Origin of the sequence: Prevotella melaninogenica, assembly GCF_013267595.1 — a bacterium.
In the GTDB taxonomy this organism is placed as follows: Bacteria; Bacteroidota; Bacteroidia; order Bacteroidales; family Bacteroidaceae; genus Prevotella; species Prevotella melaninogenica_D.
This window is the reverse complement of sequence record NZ_CP054011.1, coordinates 1,024,760-1,039,864: the sequence shown is the minus strand read 5'-3', so window position 1 is coordinate 1,039,864 and position 15,105 is coordinate 1,024,760. Positions and strand designations below refer to the sequence as shown.

Annotated in this window: 15 protein-coding genes; 8 read left to right on the top strand and 7 right to left on the bottom strand. The window is 41.7% G+C overall.

Annotated features, from left to right (window positions below):
* Positions 1 to 57: 57 nt before the first annotated feature.
* Entirely contained in the window at positions 58 to 1,512 is a 1,455-nt protein-coding gene (locus tag FIU21_RS09565) for an aminoacyl-histidine dipeptidase (RefSeq protein WP_004361337.1), read from the top strand.
* Positions 1,513 to 1,721: 209 nt separating this feature from the next.
* Positions 1,722 to 2,588, top strand: coding sequence for a hypothetical protein (locus FIU21_RS09560; RefSeq protein ID WP_004361336.1), 867 nt, complete (start codon positions 1,722 to 1,724; stop codon positions 2,586 to 2,588).
* Between the two features lie 76 nt (positions 2,589 to 2,664).
* On the opposite strand, the gene FIU21_RS09555 is transcribed toward FIU21_RS09560, so the two are convergent.
* The 4 genes from FIU21_RS09555 to FIU21_RS09540 form a co-directional block, all read right to left on the bottom strand.
* Positions 2,665 to 3,243, bottom strand: coding sequence for a hypothetical protein (locus FIU21_RS09555; protein WP_004361335.1), 579 nt, complete (start codon positions 3,241 to 3,243; stop codon positions 2,665 to 2,667).
* Between the two features lie 672 nt (positions 3,244 to 3,915).
* Positions 3,916 to 4,338, bottom strand: coding sequence for an RNA-binding S4 domain-containing protein (locus FIU21_RS09550; protein ID WP_004361334.1), 423 nt, complete (start codon positions 4,336 to 4,338; stop codon positions 3,916 to 3,918).
* A gap of 31 nt (positions 4,339 to 4,369) precedes the next feature.
* A complete protein-coding gene (gene pth / locus FIU21_RS09545; protein ID WP_036886830.1) occupies positions 4,370 to 4,942 on the bottom strand; it encodes an aminoacyl-tRNA hydrolase in 573 nt (190 codons plus the stop codon).
* 32 nt (positions 4,943 to 4,974) lie between these two features.
* A complete protein-coding gene (locus tag FIU21_RS09540; RefSeq protein WP_004361332.1) occupies positions 4,975 to 5,580 on the bottom strand; it encodes a 50S ribosomal protein L25/general stress protein Ctc in 606 nt (201 codons plus the stop codon).
* Between the two features lie 263 nt (positions 5,581 to 5,843).
* Between FIU21_RS09540 and nusB the strand changes: the two genes are divergently transcribed.
* From nusB to FIU21_RS09515, 5 genes are all read left to right on the top strand, one after another.
* Positions 5,844 to 6,920, top strand: a complete 1,077-nt coding sequence (gene nusB, locus FIU21_RS09535) for a transcription antitermination factor NusB (RefSeq protein WP_036886854.1) — start codon at positions 5,844 to 5,846, stop codon at positions 6,918 to 6,920.
* 150 nt (positions 6,921 to 7,070) lie between these two features.
* Positions 7,071 to 7,400 (top strand): preprotein translocase subunit YajC, encoded by a 330-nt coding sequence (yajC, locus tag FIU21_RS09530; protein WP_004361330.1) that lies wholly within the window; start codon positions 7,071 to 7,073, stop codon positions 7,398 to 7,400.
* A 32-nt stretch (positions 7,401 to 7,432) separates the two neighbouring features.
* Positions 7,433 to 8,443, top strand: a complete 1,011-nt coding sequence (locus tag FIU21_RS09525) for a CdaR family protein (RefSeq protein ID WP_036886827.1) — start codon at positions 7,433 to 7,435, stop codon at positions 8,441 to 8,443.
* Entirely contained in the window at positions 8,440 to 9,003 is a 564-nt protein-coding gene (gene coaE / locus FIU21_RS09520) for a dephospho-CoA kinase (protein WP_004361328.1), read from the top strand. The genes FIU21_RS09525 and coaE overlap by 4 nt, the downstream gene beginning before the upstream one ends.
* 27 nt (positions 9,004 to 9,030) lie before the next feature.
* The gene (locus FIU21_RS09515) at positions 9,031 to 9,468 is read left to right on the top strand and encodes a DUF5606 family protein (protein WP_004361327.1); all 438 of its coding nucleotides are present in this window, start codon (positions 9,031 to 9,033) and stop codon (positions 9,466 to 9,468) included.
* Between the two features lie 95 nt (positions 9,469 to 9,563).
* On the opposite strand, the gene FIU21_RS09510 is transcribed toward FIU21_RS09515, so the two are convergent.
* Together FIU21_RS09510 and FIU21_RS09505 are read right to left on the bottom strand one after the other, a co-directional pair.
* Positions 9,564 to 10,394, bottom strand: coding sequence for a DUF4846 domain-containing protein (locus tag FIU21_RS09510; RefSeq protein WP_004361326.1), 831 nt, complete (start codon positions 10,392 to 10,394; stop codon positions 9,564 to 9,566).
* Between the two features lie 669 nt (positions 10,395 to 11,063).
* Entirely contained in the window at positions 11,064 to 11,471 is a 408-nt protein-coding gene (locus FIU21_RS09505) for an Hsp20/alpha crystallin family protein (protein ID WP_004361325.1), read from the bottom strand.
* Positions 11,472 to 11,781: 310 nt separating this feature from the next.
* Here FIU21_RS09505 and FIU21_RS09500 point away from each other — a divergent pair, with 310 nt between their 5' ends.
* A complete protein-coding gene (locus FIU21_RS09500) occupies positions 11,782 to 14,622 on the top strand; it encodes a choice-of-anchor J domain-containing protein (protein ID WP_036886825.1) in 2,841 nt (946 codons plus the stop codon).
* Positions 14,623 to 14,760: 138 nt separating this feature from the next.
* On the opposite strand, the gene FIU21_RS09495 is transcribed toward FIU21_RS09500, so the two are convergent.
* Entirely contained in the window at positions 14,761 to 15,102 is a 342-nt protein-coding gene (locus tag FIU21_RS09495; RefSeq protein ID WP_004361323.1) for a DUF488 domain-containing protein, read from the bottom strand.
* Between the last annotated feature and the right edge of the window lie 3 nt (positions 15,103 to 15,105).

Sequence of the window (15,105 nt, the reverse complement as noted above, 5' to 3'; positions counted from 1 at the left end):
GAAGATAGTTTTGAGCGAATCAATAAACAATGATAATAACCTTTTAAAATCAACATTATGAGTGAAATCAGAAATCTTAAGCCAGAAGGCCTTTGGAGAAACTTTGATGATCTGACACAGGTCCCACGTCCTTCGGGATTACCAGAGAAAGTACAGAAGTTCTTGTTAGACTTTGCTGCAAGGGTAGGTGTTGAATCATACGTAGATGCTGGTGGCAATGTTGTAATGCGCAAGCCTGCCACACCGGGATATGAAAACCGTAAGACAGTTCTGTTGCAGGCGCACATGGACATGGTTCCACAGAAGGCTCCAGATAGTAATCATAACTTTGAAACAGACCCTATCGTGACACATATCGTGGATGGATGGGTATATGCAAACAACACTACACTTGGTGCTGACGATGGTATCGGTGTTGCTGCTATCATGGCTGTCATGGAAGATAAAACTTTGAAGCACGGTGTTGTAGAGGCATTGATTACTCGTGATGAGGAAACGGGTATGTATGGTGTTAATGAGATGCCAAGTGGTGAGTTGCACAGTGATATCCTTATGAACCTTGACTCTGAGACATGGGGTAAGTTTGTTATTGGTTCTGCAGGTGGTGTTGACATTACTTCAACCATAGCGTATAAGGAAGTTGCAAATAATCAAGAAGCTGCTGTTAAGGTAACTTTGAAGGGCTTACGTGGTGGTCACTCTGGTCTGGAAATCAATGAGGGGCGTGCCAATGCTAATAAGGAGATGGTCCGCTTTGTACGCAATGCCGTTACCGAACTCGGTGCACGCTTGGCTTCTTGGGAAGGTGGTAATATGCGCAATGCTATTCCATTCAAGGCTGAAGTTGTTTTGGCATTGCCACAGAGCAAAGTTCCAGCTTTAAAGGATATGGTTGCTCGTCAGAAGGCACTCCTCGAAGACGAATTCAAGGGTATTGAGCCAAATGTAGAGTTCTTTGTAGAGGATGTAGAGAAGCCAGCAAACCTTGTTCCTGCAGATGTTCAGGAGAAGTTAATCAATGCTATCTATGCCTGTCATAATGGCGTTTTGCGTATGATTCCTTCTTATCCTGATGTTGTTGAGACTTCGTCAAACCTTGCAATTATACATATTGAGCCAACTAAGGCAACGATTATGATTCTTGCTCGTTCAAGCCGTGAGGACATGAGAGATTACATCTCTACTCAGTTGGAAAGCTGCTTTAACATGGCTGGCATGAAGACAGTCTTCAGTGGTCAATATGGTGGTTGGGATCCAAACCCAGACAGTGAAATCCTTAACCTCTTGAAGAAGGTTTATAAGGAGCAGAACGGTGTAGAGGGTATTGTACAGGTAGACCACGCTGGTCTTGAATGTTCAGTTATCCTCGGTAAGTATCCAGGTATGGATGTTGTAAGTCTTGGCCCAACTCTCCGCAGTCCACATACAGCGAAGGAGCGTCTTGAGATAGCAACTGTTGAGCCTTTCTGGAAACTTCTCGTTCAGACTTTAGAGGAGATTCCTGTCAAGTAGAGCCAACGAGGCTGTGACAAACAGCTGAATAGAGGATAAATAAAAGGATAGATAATAGAACTGCTTTCCGTCTTTTTATATGAAGATGGGAAGCAGTTTTTTTTTATCTATATTATTTAAGGTATAAACTTGCAAATTTAAACTTTTTGTTTACTTTTGTGGGTAAATCAAAAAAACAGATTTGTTGCTAATTATAAACAAGAAATACGATGAGAAAGAATAGAAATAAAAAGTCTTTTAAAGCTTTGTTACTTATCGCTTTGGGTATGAGTCTTCTGTCTGCTTGTTGTGCACCGGGAGTTCGGAAAGCCCCTGCAGTAGCTCCTGTTGAGGATACATCTGCTGTTCAAGAGGATAAAACCTTGAAGAAGGAAGATATCTCTAACGAGAATGTGATGATAGATACAGTCTATGGAGACTGGCATGTTCGGGTTGACACTGTTGATAGTAAGACTAAGGTGAAGAATTCTGATGAGTTTGTAAAGAAGGTGGTCGTGACGATTTCAAAGGGTGGTAAAGTCTTGTTTGATAAGAAAGTCTTTACACGAGAAGACTTTTGTAAAGGTGCGAACGAGGAGTTTCAGGTTTATGCTGTTTTTGTTCCCGACATAACTAACACTTCTGTTTATTTGCCAGTTTCTATCTGTTATCCAGAAACGGATGATGGTTTTACCGTCTGGTTGGCGTTGTCTAAAGATGGAAGTAGTAAGGTTTATCCTGTTCCTCTGGCATTGGACGAGTCAGACATGGTAACATCTTTTTATGTAAAGTACATTCATGAGTTGCAGCAGAAGCCAGTGGATAAGGCTTCACTATTGAAACTTGCCCGTGATTATGGCTCTCCTAAGTTTGTGGAACAGCTGACAAAGGAAGGGGTGGATGTTGTCTTACCCGCAAAGGTGCTTGCTCGAAAGGATATGAAAGTAGTTCCAGAAGTTGAACTTGTGAAGGGTGGTTGTCTGGTAAGATTCTCTACTTCATACGATAATACCCAGCCTTTTGATTCAATACGTGTTGTGTTGAAGGAGCGTCAGGTCAAGATATGTGACTATATGATTGATAAGGTGATTCACTAATTTCTCAGTGTTTGTAAACACAAAGCAGGGGCGCACGCTACGTACGTCCCTGCTTTTGTTATTATCTGTTTCTTAATTAAAATGCCCAACCGAAGCCGAGGTATGGATAGAAGAACGCTTTCTTAACTGCATTCTTCTCCCCAATAGTAAAAGAAGGACTGAAACCTGCACGGAACAGGAAACCCTTGTTTGATACGTGACGATAGCCGATGTTTCCAAAGAAATAGTAGCCGAATTTGTTACGACTCTCATTGTAAGCCAGCCAGGTCTTTGTTCCTTCTGGAGTGTTATATTCTCCTATAGCATGCTTCTGCTGGTCAGCTGACAACGAAGACTTAGGACCATCTACAGACTCCACAAAGATGCCGTGTATATTGTATATACCCACACTGGCACCCACACCAACCTCAAGGTTGTTCTTTTGGCTACCCAAGAGATAGTTAACTTCCAATGGTACAGCATAGCCACGTACGTCTGAACCTTCCCAGAAAATGCTGGAATTATGACCATAACCGAAGCTCAATCCGGCTCTCCAACCAAAGCGTGTGTGGTCGTTGAAACGTGCATCATAGTTGATACCTGCAAGATTTGACGGACCCAACACTTCCAAGTAAACGGACTTGTTCTTTTCCAATCCATTAGATTCCTGTGCCATAACTGCTGTGTGCAAGCCAAGAAACAGTGCGAAAATTAGTAATTTCTTCATTCTTTTAGCTATATATGATTCTTTGTTGCAAAGGTATAAAAAAAACTAACAAAAACAAACAGTATGCTGAGGTTTTATAGAATTGGGATAAGTATGTAGTCGTTGTGTGAGTTTTTATAGATGTAAAGGGAGTCGGATAAGGATGTTTATATTCGTATGTTTTGTAATAAAATTTCACGCCCTCTATTTTTATTGATGCTTAATTGGCTTCTAAAAGACGCTCTTTTAGCTTGCAGAAGGTGCCCTTTTGAAGTCTTACTAACGCCCTTTTGAAGTCCAATTAGGCATCTTTTAAAATGTTGTTTTGTAATCGGTTGATTTATTGAAAGTTATAGATGTGTGTGAAAAGGGGCTTTTCAATCCTTTTTAGACAATATAACGTGAAGCTTTTGTAATAATATTTCGCAGGCTTTACGTTGTAGGTAGAATATGTTTTTAAGTTAAGATAATGAGCTGTTTTTATATAAGAATGCACGGCTCTTACATCCGTTTATAATTATTATTAGCGGAGTATGAGTCGTGCATTCCTATATTTTTACAATAGCCTTTGTTGCAATGTCAGCGGGATATAGTCTTTGTCATGCTGTCTATCAGTTTGTTTTAACCTATCAGACAACGATTTTAGAATGTTTCATCCTCATCATCGTCCTCATCAAAACCAAATAGGGCAGGGTCGACGAAAGCATCCATCTGACGGCGGTCCTTCTTTGTTGGGCGTCCTGTACCACGTGCTCTGTCAACGAACCCACTGATCCGGCTCATCTCTAAGAGTTCGTACTGCTTAGCATCTGTCACATTCTCGTAGACTTCAGGGATGAGTTTTGCACCAACACGTTGTTCAATTGGTTTGAGAACCTTGAACGAATAGGTGATAGGCGACTTCTTAACACTCACCACTTCACCCGCCTTGATTGTGTGGGAAGGTTTTACGTTGATACCTTTTATTGTGACACGACCATTCTTGCAGGCGTCTGCAGCAATGGAGCGGGTCTTATAGATGCGGGCAGCCCATAGCCATTTGTCAATTCTTGCAATATCGTTCATAGTCTCATAATGTGTTAAAGAGGATGCTCGATTACTTCTTTCCGAGTTTATTAAACTGGTTCATTGTGATGTCGATACCAGCAAGGGCAAAACTCTTGATAATGTCTACGCCCAAGTCGATAGCTGGCTGAAGTTCTTTCATCTCCTCGTCAGAGTAGCGACCCAATACCCAGTCTACCTGTCCACCACGTGGATAGTCGTTACCAACACCCATACGTAGACGAGCATAGTTCTGTCCGATGAGTTGCTGGATATGTCCTAAGCCATTGTGACCACCATTAGATCCGTTTCCTTTCAAGCGGAAAGCACCTAATGGAAGGGCAACATCGTCAGAGACAACCAAGAGTCTACTCTGGTCGATATTCTCCTTGTTGAGCCAGTAGCGCACGGCATTTCCAGAGAGATTCATGAATGTCGTAGGCTTCAAAAGAATAATCTTTCGCCCCTTGACCGTTGTCTCAGCAACGAAACCATAACGCTTATCCTCAAAAACAATATTGGACGCTTTAGCGAAAGCGTCCAATACCATAAATCCTGTATTGTGTCTGGTTCCCTCGTATTCATAACCAGGGTTACCCAATCCACAAATCAAATACTTGTCCAATTCTTATATTGAATTAATTATTGTCGTAGAGATTACTCTGCCCCAGCAGCTGCTGCAGCCTGCGCAGCTTGGATAGAGTTACGTGTAGCCTTGATAGAGCAAACTACAACCTCCTTTGGAGTTACCAACTCAAGACCCTCGAAGCTCAACTCGCCAACCTTGATACTCTTACCAAGACGAAGCTCAGTAACGTTGATATCGAGGTGCTCTGGAATCTGCTGATAAGGAGCCTTAACATTAATCTTACGGATAGACATGTTCATACGACCACCATCGCGAACACCCTGTGCCAAACCTACGAGCTTAACTGGTACACCCATAACGATTGGCTTCTGGTCGTTCACCTCATAGAAGTCTACGTGAAGCAGAGCGTCTGTTACTGGGTGGAACTGGAGCTCCTTAAGAACTGCAGTACGTCTCTCACCATCAATAATCAACTCTACAACGTAGATGTGTGGTGTGTAAACCAACTTACGCAACTCTGACATAGGAGCTGTGAATGAGAATGCTACTGGCTTGCCATCCTGCTGTGCCTCACCATAGAGGTTACATGGAATCAAACCCTCCTTACGGAGCTGCTTAGAAGCTTTCTTTCCAAGGTCTGTACGCTTCTGACCTGTTACTTTAATTTCTTTCATAATTCTGTGTTACTCTAAATTAATACGAACTTTAATTCGCCATCACACACTGAGAGACTAAGGAATTGGAAATCTAATGAATATCACAACTTTCAATCCTCAATTTGCAAAAAGCGTTGCAAAGTTACTTCTTTTCAATGGATTGAGCAAGTATTCTCTAAAAAAACATAGAAAAAGATACTAATGCTTGCATGTACGAAGGAAATTTCCTACATTTGCAAAATAAAGTATTCAATACGAAACACAATCTTTTAGAAAAGACAATGATCAATAGGGAATTAATAAGAATTAAGATTGTCCAGTTAACCTATGCATACTATCAGAACGGTAACAGGAATATGGACAATGCTGAGAAGGAACTTCTTTTCAGCTTGGCGAAAGCGTATGACCTCTACAATTACCTCTTGGCCTTAATCGTATCAGTCACGCAAGAGGAGCGCCATCGCGTGGAGATTGCTGCTACTCGTGCTAACCGTGAGGGGACAGAGGCTCCCTCAAGTCGTTTTGCAACCAATAAGTTCGCTGTGCAGTTGGAAGAGAATAAGCAGCTTAACCTTTTCATGGAATCACAAAAACGTCGTTGGGAAGATGATATGGAGGCTGTGCGTAAACTCTGTGATCAGATTGAACAGAGCACTATCTACCAAGAGTACATGGCAAGTGATGATGATTCGTACGAGGCAGACCGTGAGGTGTGGCGTAAGATATATCGTACTCTCATACAGGAGAATCCTGATTTGGACGCTGTGTTGGAAGAGAAGAGTCTTTATTGGAATGATGATAAGGAAGTTGTTGATACCTTCGTTATCAAGACTATCAAACGATTCGACCCTGCTAACGGTGCTGATCAAGAACTTCTGCCAGAATATCGTGACGAAGAGGACCGTGACTTTGCACTTAAACTCTTCCGTTCAACTATCCTTAATGCAGACGATTATCAGCGTTATATGAGTGAGTCAAGTCGTAACTGGGATTTCTCTCGTTTGGCTTATATGGATGTTGTCATCATGCAGATAGCTATTGCAGAGATGCTTACATTCCCTAATATCCCAGTAACGGTGACCATCAACGAGTATGTTGACTTGGCTAAATTGTATAGTACACCGAGAAGTGGTGGATATATCAATGGTATGCTTGATACAATTGCACGTCATCTCATACAGACTGGTAAGATGATGAAGACAATGCCTGAGCCTCGTCAACATCGTCCTCGCAATGATTGCCAAGAGGAAAGAGTACCACGTCGTGAGGGACGTCGCCCAACGATTGCGCAAACTTCTGCTCAGCGTGTGGCTTATCGTCAGCAGCAAGCAACTGATCAGGCGGAGAATAAGGAATAAAGACATAGGCGGGAAGCTATTAAGAGCCGTAATGAAAAAGGCTTGTTCAGCATTATAATGATGAGTGTTTATAAAAGTCTCTCAGACGTTATGCTTGTCTATAGCCTCCTTTTCACGCTCATAAATTAAGAACATAATAACTGATAAATAATGAATACAACATTAATCCTCGCAGCACAGGCTGCAGGTCAAGGCAGCCCAATGCCTATGATTATCATGATGGTAGCTATCTTCGCCATCATGTGGTTTTTCATGATTCGTCCACAGCAGAAGAAGCAGAAGGAGATTCGTGCTTTCCAGAATGCTCTCTCAGCAGGTGATTCTGTTGTGACTGGTGGTGGAATCTATGGCACAGTAAAGCATATTGATATGACAACCAATAAGGTTGAAGTTGAGATTGCACGTGGTGTTGTTATCACTGTTGATAAGAACTACGTATTCGCAAACGTACAGGCTTCTCAGCAGGGTCAGAGTAAGTAAACCTTATTGGTAGAAAAGAAGGAAAGCATTTGATGAAAACAAGCAAATCGCTTCATACATTCAGTACCTTCAGGAACTTCTTGTTGAGGATCTTCAACAAGGAGTTTCTGATTTTTTTGTTTTTCTTGGTATTGAGTGGAGGGTTCTGGTTGATAATGACACTGAACGAAACTTATGAGGGTGAATTCAGTATACCACTTCGCATGACGGGTGTTCCTCGTAATGTGGTTATTACCAGTGACCTTGATTCTGTTGTCCGTTTTACTGTGCGAGACAAGGGATATATGATTGCGTATTATGGTCTTGATGATACATTCCGCCCTATCTATGTCGACTACAAAGTTCATAGTGACGGACGAAGTAAGGGAGATGTACCCATTGCAGACCTTCAACGTCAGATTTATCTTCAACTGTCAAAGAGTTCAAAGATAGCTTCTGTTAAGGCTGGCAAGTTCTCTTTCTCATTTAACTTTGGTCGTCATAAAAAGGTACCTGTACGCCTTTTGGGGACAGTAACACCTGGTGATAATTATTATCTTGCTCGTGTAGACTTTACTCCAGATAGCGTTCAGGTTTATGCAGCGCGTAATGTGTTGGATAGTATTCAAACAGTCTATACAGAGCGACAGTATATTACCAATTTCACAGATGTCAAGGAGTTGACTGTAGACCTCCGAAAGTTTACGAATGCCAAGTGTGTTCCTTCCAGAGTAAAGATGAAACTCTATCCGGATGTACTTACAGAGGAGACGGTTGAGGTACCAATTGAAGCTGTCAATATGCCTGACAATAAGGTCATGCGTACCTTCCCAAGCAAGATAAAAGTGAAGTTTGTGGTAGGTGCCTATCGTATGCGTTCGATGCCAAAGAATGCGGAGACAAAGGAACTTCTCCCTGTAGGCTTCCGTGTTGTAGTCAACTACGAAGATATAGAGAAAAATAATAGCGAGAAATGTCCTATCTATGTGATAAGTTCTCCTAATGGTGTACGCAACGTACGACCAGAAGTAAATACGGTTGATTATCTCATTGAGCAGCGATGATAGTAGCGTTGACTGGTGGTATTGGTAGCGGAAAGTCTTACGTCTGTAAGCTTCTTGCGGAGCGAGGTATCTCTGTTTACGATTGTGATGCGCACGCAAAGGAATTGATGCGCACCTCTCAACCACTACAACAACAGCTTTCTGCACTTGTCGGTGAGGGTGTCTTCCGTGATGGTGTCTTGCAAAAAGCCATTCTTGCAGCCTATCTCTTACAGAGTGAGACGCATGTACAGGCGGTTAATGCCGTGATACATCCTGCTGTAGCTCATGATTTTGAGCAATCGGGTCAATCGTGGCTTGAAAGTGCGATACTCTTTGATAGTGGTTTTGATAAGCGTACCCATATAGATAAGGTAGTTTGCGTTACGGCTCCAGAAGAAGTACGTATTCGTCGTGTGATGACACGTGATGGTATTAGTAGGGAAAAGACCCTTGAGTGGATAGCACGTCAACTACCGCAAGAGGAAGTATTAAGACGTAGTGATTATGAAATCATCAACGATGGTATATGCCCTCTCGCTCCACAGGTAGACCACTTGCTTTCCATTATTTCAGAATAATTAAATTATAAACAAGAATAGATTAAAATGTTACAGACAATCCTTTCAATCGCAGGTAAGCCAGGTCTTTATAAGCTGGTAAGCCGTGGTAAAATGAATCTTATTGTTGAGTCGCTTGATGAGAGCCACAAGCGTCAGCCTGCATTCGGCACAGACCGTGTGACGAGTCTTGCTGATATTGCTATGTTCACTGAGTCTGACGATGTTCCATTGGGTGAAGTCTTGGCAAAGTTGCGCGACAAGGAAGAGGGCAAGGTGGCTTCTCTGAACTGGCGCAAGGCTTCAGCTAAGGAGTTGCAGAACTACTTTGCAGAGGTTCTTCCTGACTTCGACCGTGATCGTGTACACACAAGCGATATCAAGAAGCTCCTTCAGTGGTATGAAATTCTTGTTAAGGCTGGTATTACCAACTTTGAAGAGGATATGAAGCCAACAGAGGGTGATAACATTGATGACAGATTGTAATATTACTTTCAAGTCAGAAAACAAAGCAATAAAAGCACTGTGAGTTCGGTCACAGTGCTTTTTTCTTGCCTATTCTAAGGGTAATTGACGACTAACTAAAATCGTTTTGCATAGTTACCACGGAAATACCAGTCTGGAGTGTCAAGGTATTTTATCTGTGGATTTATGCTGAACCACTGGTTAAAAATCTCAATTTCTTGCGCTGGTGTATAGCCTTGTGCAAGTAGGTAGACAGCTTCTCCTTTCTTGTTGACTGCTTTGTCTACAACAATGACAGTATGTCCGGGATGACCACCATTGATAATCACATCGCCAACCTGCAGTTCTTTGCCTGTAATCGTAGTTAACTCCTTTTCAAGTGAGGCTGTTCCTGCATACATAAAGACGAGATTTAAGTACTTACGGAATGTCTTATAAGAATAGTCTGTAGCAGTGTCCTTGCTATACCAGCACCGCCATGTCTTCTTATCAATGTGGATACGCTCTCCTTTTGCCCAACGAGCGTAATCTGCCCTGAAGCCATTGGTGAAGTTGAAGTGAATCTTGTCATACTGTTTTGTCTGCCAAAGCCATAAGGCTCTGAGGTAGATAACAGCATCAGCACACTGTTCTACCTCTCCATGGCCAAAGTCGATGTCTACCACCGCACCAGCATAATTTCGCCGTTTGATACTACCATTATAATAATGTAAGTCACTTCCAGCAGGCTTTAGTGGTAGATTTCGTAGGAATGAACCAAATGTACCCTCAGTGAGTTTTACTCTCTCGTAGTTAGGAGGAGGTGCCAAACGTTGTTTTTTAGTAGTGGCTGTTTGCTCAACAGCAGGAGTCTTCTCTGCTGATTGTTGTGATTGTCCGTTAGTCTTTCCTGTACATGAGAGTAAGCAAGCTGCCAATATAATGGGGATAGTATGTGTTGTCTTCATTGTCTTCCTTATATGAATATTATTGTCTTCACTCGCAAATATACGTATAATCTGCTAACTTGTCAAGTTATTGTTATAAAAAGTGTTGTATGTCTTCTTGTTTTAAGGGTGAGTATAGGTGTTTTTCATATAGCTTTAGCGAAAGAACAAAAGTTAAGGATAAAACAGAAATATAGTTAAGACGGTCAAACCACCTATTTTATTATTACCCTTCGACACAGAAACCCTTTTTGTTTTAAGCCATCAAAGTTGTAGATGAGGACTTGAAAAATCATTACATAATTTCGAATAAAACAGCTATAAATAAGGACAAAACACGTGTGAAAAGCAAGTTTGTAACTAACAGGAAATCAATTGGTTACAAAGCCGTAAAGTAAAAGGTGCTTAATAGGACTTCAAAAGGGCGTTAGTTGGACCTTAAAAGGGCACCTTTTGCAAGTCAATTAAGCGTCTTTTAGAAGCCAAAAGAGCATGTTTTTGTTTTGAGTTGCATGAAAATAATTTACATACATTGGATGGTAAGGGAATAAACAGTTATCGGAAGAATCAAAAAAGCCCCCAAACATATTCTGTTTAGGGGCATATTCACCAATAACTAATCCATTTTATCAAGGTTCTTCAGCTTATAGCGTCAGAACAAAAACCTTTCATCAGGGAGTAGTGGAGCGTTTAGCCCACTGTAATCTGGCGTGCAACCTTCTGCTCTTCAACCTTAATCTTAGGCAAGGTAATGGTGAGTACACCATTTGCAACACGTGCAGCAATACTTTCCTTCTGAACATCATCAGGTAGAATCAGTGTCTGCTCATACTTGCTATATGCGAACTCGCGACGGAGGTAATGAGCCTTTTGCTCGCTCTCCTCGGCTTTCTTTTCCATCTTGATGGTCAAGTCGCCATCGCTGTTGATATTCACATCGAAGTCCTCCTTGCTCAGACCTGGTGCTGCAAGTTCTACGATATAATCTTTTTCAGACTCCAGTACGTTGATAGCTGGTGCTGTTGGATTTGCCTTAGGCATATTTGTAGTGTTCAAAAAATCATTGAAAACCTCTGGTAACCATGAATTTCTATACATAATTTTATCTCCTTTACTTTAATTTGTTTGTTAATGTTTTGTACTGACTATTATGCAAGGAGCATACCATTAGAGCCTTTATGACATTTTGTCTGTTCTTTCTGACAATTTGACCTATAAGCCATGTTGGGCTTATAGGGCTGATAAGCTTAATAAAACCACCGTTTACTTATAATTAATGGGATATTATACACTTTTTAGTTTGATATGAAATCTTTATATACTTAAAATGAAATAAAATGTAATTTAACTTGCTTTTTATGTCTATATTTTTTATATTTGCGGTATGTTAATCAAAATTTAGATGTCAATGAAGAATTTTTACTTATTTGCAAAGCTGTTTGTAAGCCTTTGTTTAGCTGGTTTTACAAATACAGCGTACGCTCAGAATGAAGCACCTCAAGTAGTTATACCTTTGGATCAGGCTACTGAGAAGGCAACGGTAGAGTTGTTAGATGATCCTTTTTTCTATTCATTTGATAATGGTAAGCCTATGCATTGGGTTACTGCAGGAACTGTTACTCAATTGAAGGCTGGTGATCGATACAGTAGTGATACTGGTTTCGGTGTTGGTATTGAGACTACTGCTAATGTGGAGGGATACCTTAAGCAGGTGATTGACCTTAATCGTGCGGGAAAGGAGGTAGTGCAAGGCGATGAGTTAGAATGTCTTGTACATTATAGTACGATAGAGAGCAAGCGCAGGGAAGGTCCATTCCGCCTTGCTTTGCGTTGGTTGGATACTGCTGGTAACGAACTCGTTTCTACCGAAAAAGACTTTATTAATAATCCTGATATCTACTTTGGACGTATGAAAGCGTATGGTGATTTGAAGTTCCGTACGGTTTGTCCAGCTGGTGCAGCGAAGTTAGAGTTTGCTCTTTTGGTAGCTCCAGGAAGTCTGGTACGCATGGACGACTTCAGTGTATTACGTTTGTCAGACAAGGATAAGACTCCGCTTGTAGCCATTCTTCCACAGTATCGTACGATGATGGGTGAGGTCGGACAACCTACAACCTTCCCAATCGCCTTACAGGGAATGCACCTTAGTGCTGATCAGACACCAAACTTCGGGGGTACTAAGTCTTCTTCTGTAATGAAGTTAGATGTTGAGAAATTACCAAAGAATAGTACTATTAAAGCTAATCTGACAATTACGCCACAGGTAGCAGGCGTTTATGTGGGTAGTAATACCTATAAACTCCGCTTCTCTGGTGCTGATACAGAAAACAGTGGTTCACTCAATTTGACTGGTTATTTTAAGAAAGCAGGTACTACTCCAACGATAAAACTTAAGTCGGGACAGGTTCGTGAGATGAGTGCAGCACCTAACAAGACTGACGAACAGTTACTTGATTTTGATATAAAGGATGTTATTACGAATGTTAACCTTGCTCTGAAGCATGATGCAAGTTCTCCTTTCCGCATTGATGTGGGACAGTATTACTATGCGACAAGTTCTGGTAAGCTCTATCATCGTCCTGTAAAGGTGACCTTCGCACCACGTAAAGCAGGAGTCTATGAGGCAGAGTTGAGGGTTTCAAGTGTCTTGGCAGATACGTTGGTTATCAAACTTAAGGGTGTTTCTGAAGCAGCTACTTCAGCTGATTTAGTTGAGAATTTCACGGATAATCGTGTGATGGACAGTCGCTTTACTGGTGATGCGTGGAAGGGTTATCATAAGTTTGACTTAGGTTATTGGAAACTTAATGGAAAGTGGAATAGTAAAAGTAATGTTACGTTGGCAGCAAAGGATACACTCTACTATGATGAATTGGTTGCCAATGGAGTTAATACACTTCAGCTATCTCCAGTAAGTAGTGCTGCAAAGTGTACTGTCGAATATTCTATTGATGGTGGTGGTCACTGGAAATCACTTACAGTAGGCGATGCAGATGGTAAATATGTTGTGGGTACGCATCGTCCTACCCTCGTACGCTTTGTATCTTCAGAGAGTGTAGAAGTTCAGCGTGTTACTATCAGTCCAAATACTGTAGATGAACGGGAAGCATTCGATAAGATTGAAGAAGCAATGCTGAAGGATGCGGATAGCAAACCTTTAGCTGTCCTTAACGAAACTTTCTCAGACTTACGCCATACACGTATTCTCGGCTTGAAGGATTGGCAGAACCTCACTATATGTGGTGAACGTCCATTCTATGCATGGCAACAGAAGAATGCTGATCAGTCGGTTGTAGAGAATGAAGTAGCACAGATTTCTTTCTTGAAATATGGTGTTGAGGATAGACGTGAGCATGAAAGCTGGCTTATTTCTCCAACCCTATCTTATAAGAATGCACAAAGTAAGGATTTAACATTCAGTTTGATGTATCGTAATCAGACTACTAACGGCGAAGAACTGTTCGGCTTTTATATCATCACAGAGAAGGATGGTAAGGCTACACCTTACTTCTTAGATATATCTCAATATGTCCCAGTAGGGGTTAAGTTGGAGCCTGATATGTGGTTTGATTATCGTATAGACCTTTCTAAGGTAGAAGGACTTGCAATAGATGATAAGTTCCATGTGGCTTTTTCTTACTATAGTCCTGTGGGGGGTAATGCTACTTCCCTGAACTTTATGATTGATGATGTAACCTTCGGACGTACTGACCTTCCTGAACTGAGTGTTGACAATGACTTCATTCAGTTTGTATTCCGTCCGGGACAAGAGATGACACCTCAGCCACTTAATATATATAGTGATCGTACAACGGCACCTGTAACAATCACCTTGGCACCTTCTGCTCAGAAGAAGTATTTCAAACTTTCACATGAGAAGTTGCCACTTGAAGGTGGTTCGATTGCCGTTGGCTTCAAAAGTAATGACTCAAAGACGCATGCTGCTGCACTGCTTGTCCAGACACGTGGGGCAGAACCTATCATCGTGAAGTTGCTTGCGCAACCTATCACAGCAGGTATCAGCAATGTTGCTGGTGGTGATGATGATGCACTGTTACCAATTGTTAGCGGTTCAGAACTGACCATTAACGGTAAGTATCAGACGTATCAGCTTTTCTCAACAGACGGTAGTCTCTTGCAGCAAGGCGGTTATCAGCAACGTATTGACTTGTCTGGTGTTCAGCCAAAGGTATTTGTCTTGAAGCTTAACACCGATAAAGGCGTAAAGTCTTTCACCTTAAAGCGTTAAGGAATCAGCTTCTGATACCTTGAGTGTGTGTATCAGAAAAGAGCAACAAGAAAGGAGACAGACGTCGATGTCTGTCCCCTTTTGTTTTGCTTTTTCACTTTGTTTCTTTTGCTACTCCTGTTTTAAAAGGATAAAGGATTATTCCGTTTCAAGCAGATGTTGCAATACGACTGCGTTGTTATGTTCCTCATCATGTGCCGCAAAGAGTAGGGTAGCGGTAGGATGTTCCTTGAGGACAGCACGCAGTTCGTCTAAGGCTCCACTTGCAGTTAACTCTGCACGATATCGTTCAGAGAACTCTGCAAACCGGTCGGGGTCATGACCGAACCACTTACGCAGTTCATTACTTGGCGCAACAGATTTCAACCAAAGGTCGATTTGTGCCTTTTCTTTACTGATGCCTCGCGGCCATAATCGGTCAACGAGGATTCGATAACCGTCGGTTTCTTCAACCGGCGCGTAAGCACGTTTGATTTTCATTAT

Coding starts and splice junctions, on each gene's coding strand:
- FIU21_RS09555 (WP_004361335.1), bottom strand. CDS start 3,243: ATGGCACAGGAATCTAATGGATTGGAAAAGAACAAGTCCGTTTACTTG.
- FIU21_RS09510 (WP_004361326.1), bottom strand. CDS start 10,394: ATGAAGACAACACATACTATCCCCATTATATTGGCAGCTTGCTTACTC.
- FIU21_RS09565 (WP_004361337.1), top strand. CDS start 58: ATGAGTGAAATCAGAAATCTTAAGCCAGAAGGCCTTTGGAGAAACTTT.
- FIU21_RS09500 (WP_036886825.1), top strand. CDS start 11,782: ATGAAGAATTTTTACTTATTTGCAAAGCTGTTTGTAAGCCTTTGTTTA.
- coaE (WP_004361328.1), top strand. CDS start 8,440: ATGATAGTAGCGTTGACTGGTGGTATTGGTAGCGGAAAGTCTTACGTC.
- FIU21_RS09495 (WP_004361323.1), bottom strand. CDS start 15,102: ATGAAAATCAAACGTGCTTACGCGCCGGTTGAAGAAACCGACGGTTAT.
- FIU21_RS09550 (WP_004361334.1), bottom strand. CDS start 4,338: ATGAACGATATTGCAAGAATTGACAAATGGCTATGGGCTGCCCGCATC.
- FIU21_RS09560 (WP_004361336.1), top strand. CDS start 1,722: ATGAGAAAGAATAGAAATAAAAAGTCTTTTAAAGCTTTGTTACTTATC.
- nusB (WP_036886854.1), top strand. CDS start 5,844: ATGATCAATAGGGAATTAATAAGAATTAAGATTGTCCAGTTAACCTAT.
- FIU21_RS09525 (WP_036886827.1), top strand. CDS start 7,433: ATGAAAACAAGCAAATCGCTTCATACATTCAGTACCTTCAGGAACTTC.
- FIU21_RS09505 (WP_004361325.1), bottom strand. CDS start 11,471: ATGTATAGAAATTCATGGTTACCAGAGGTTTTCAATGATTTTTTGAAC.
- FIU21_RS09540 (WP_004361332.1), bottom strand. CDS start 5,580: ATGAAAGAAATTAAAGTAACAGGTCAGAAGCGTACAGACCTTGGAAAG.
- FIU21_RS09515 (WP_004361327.1), top strand. CDS start 9,031: ATGTTACAGACAATCCTTTCAATCGCAGGTAAGCCAGGTCTTTATAAG.
- yajC (WP_004361330.1), top strand. CDS start 7,071: ATGAATACAACATTAATCCTCGCAGCACAGGCTGCAGGTCAAGGCAGC.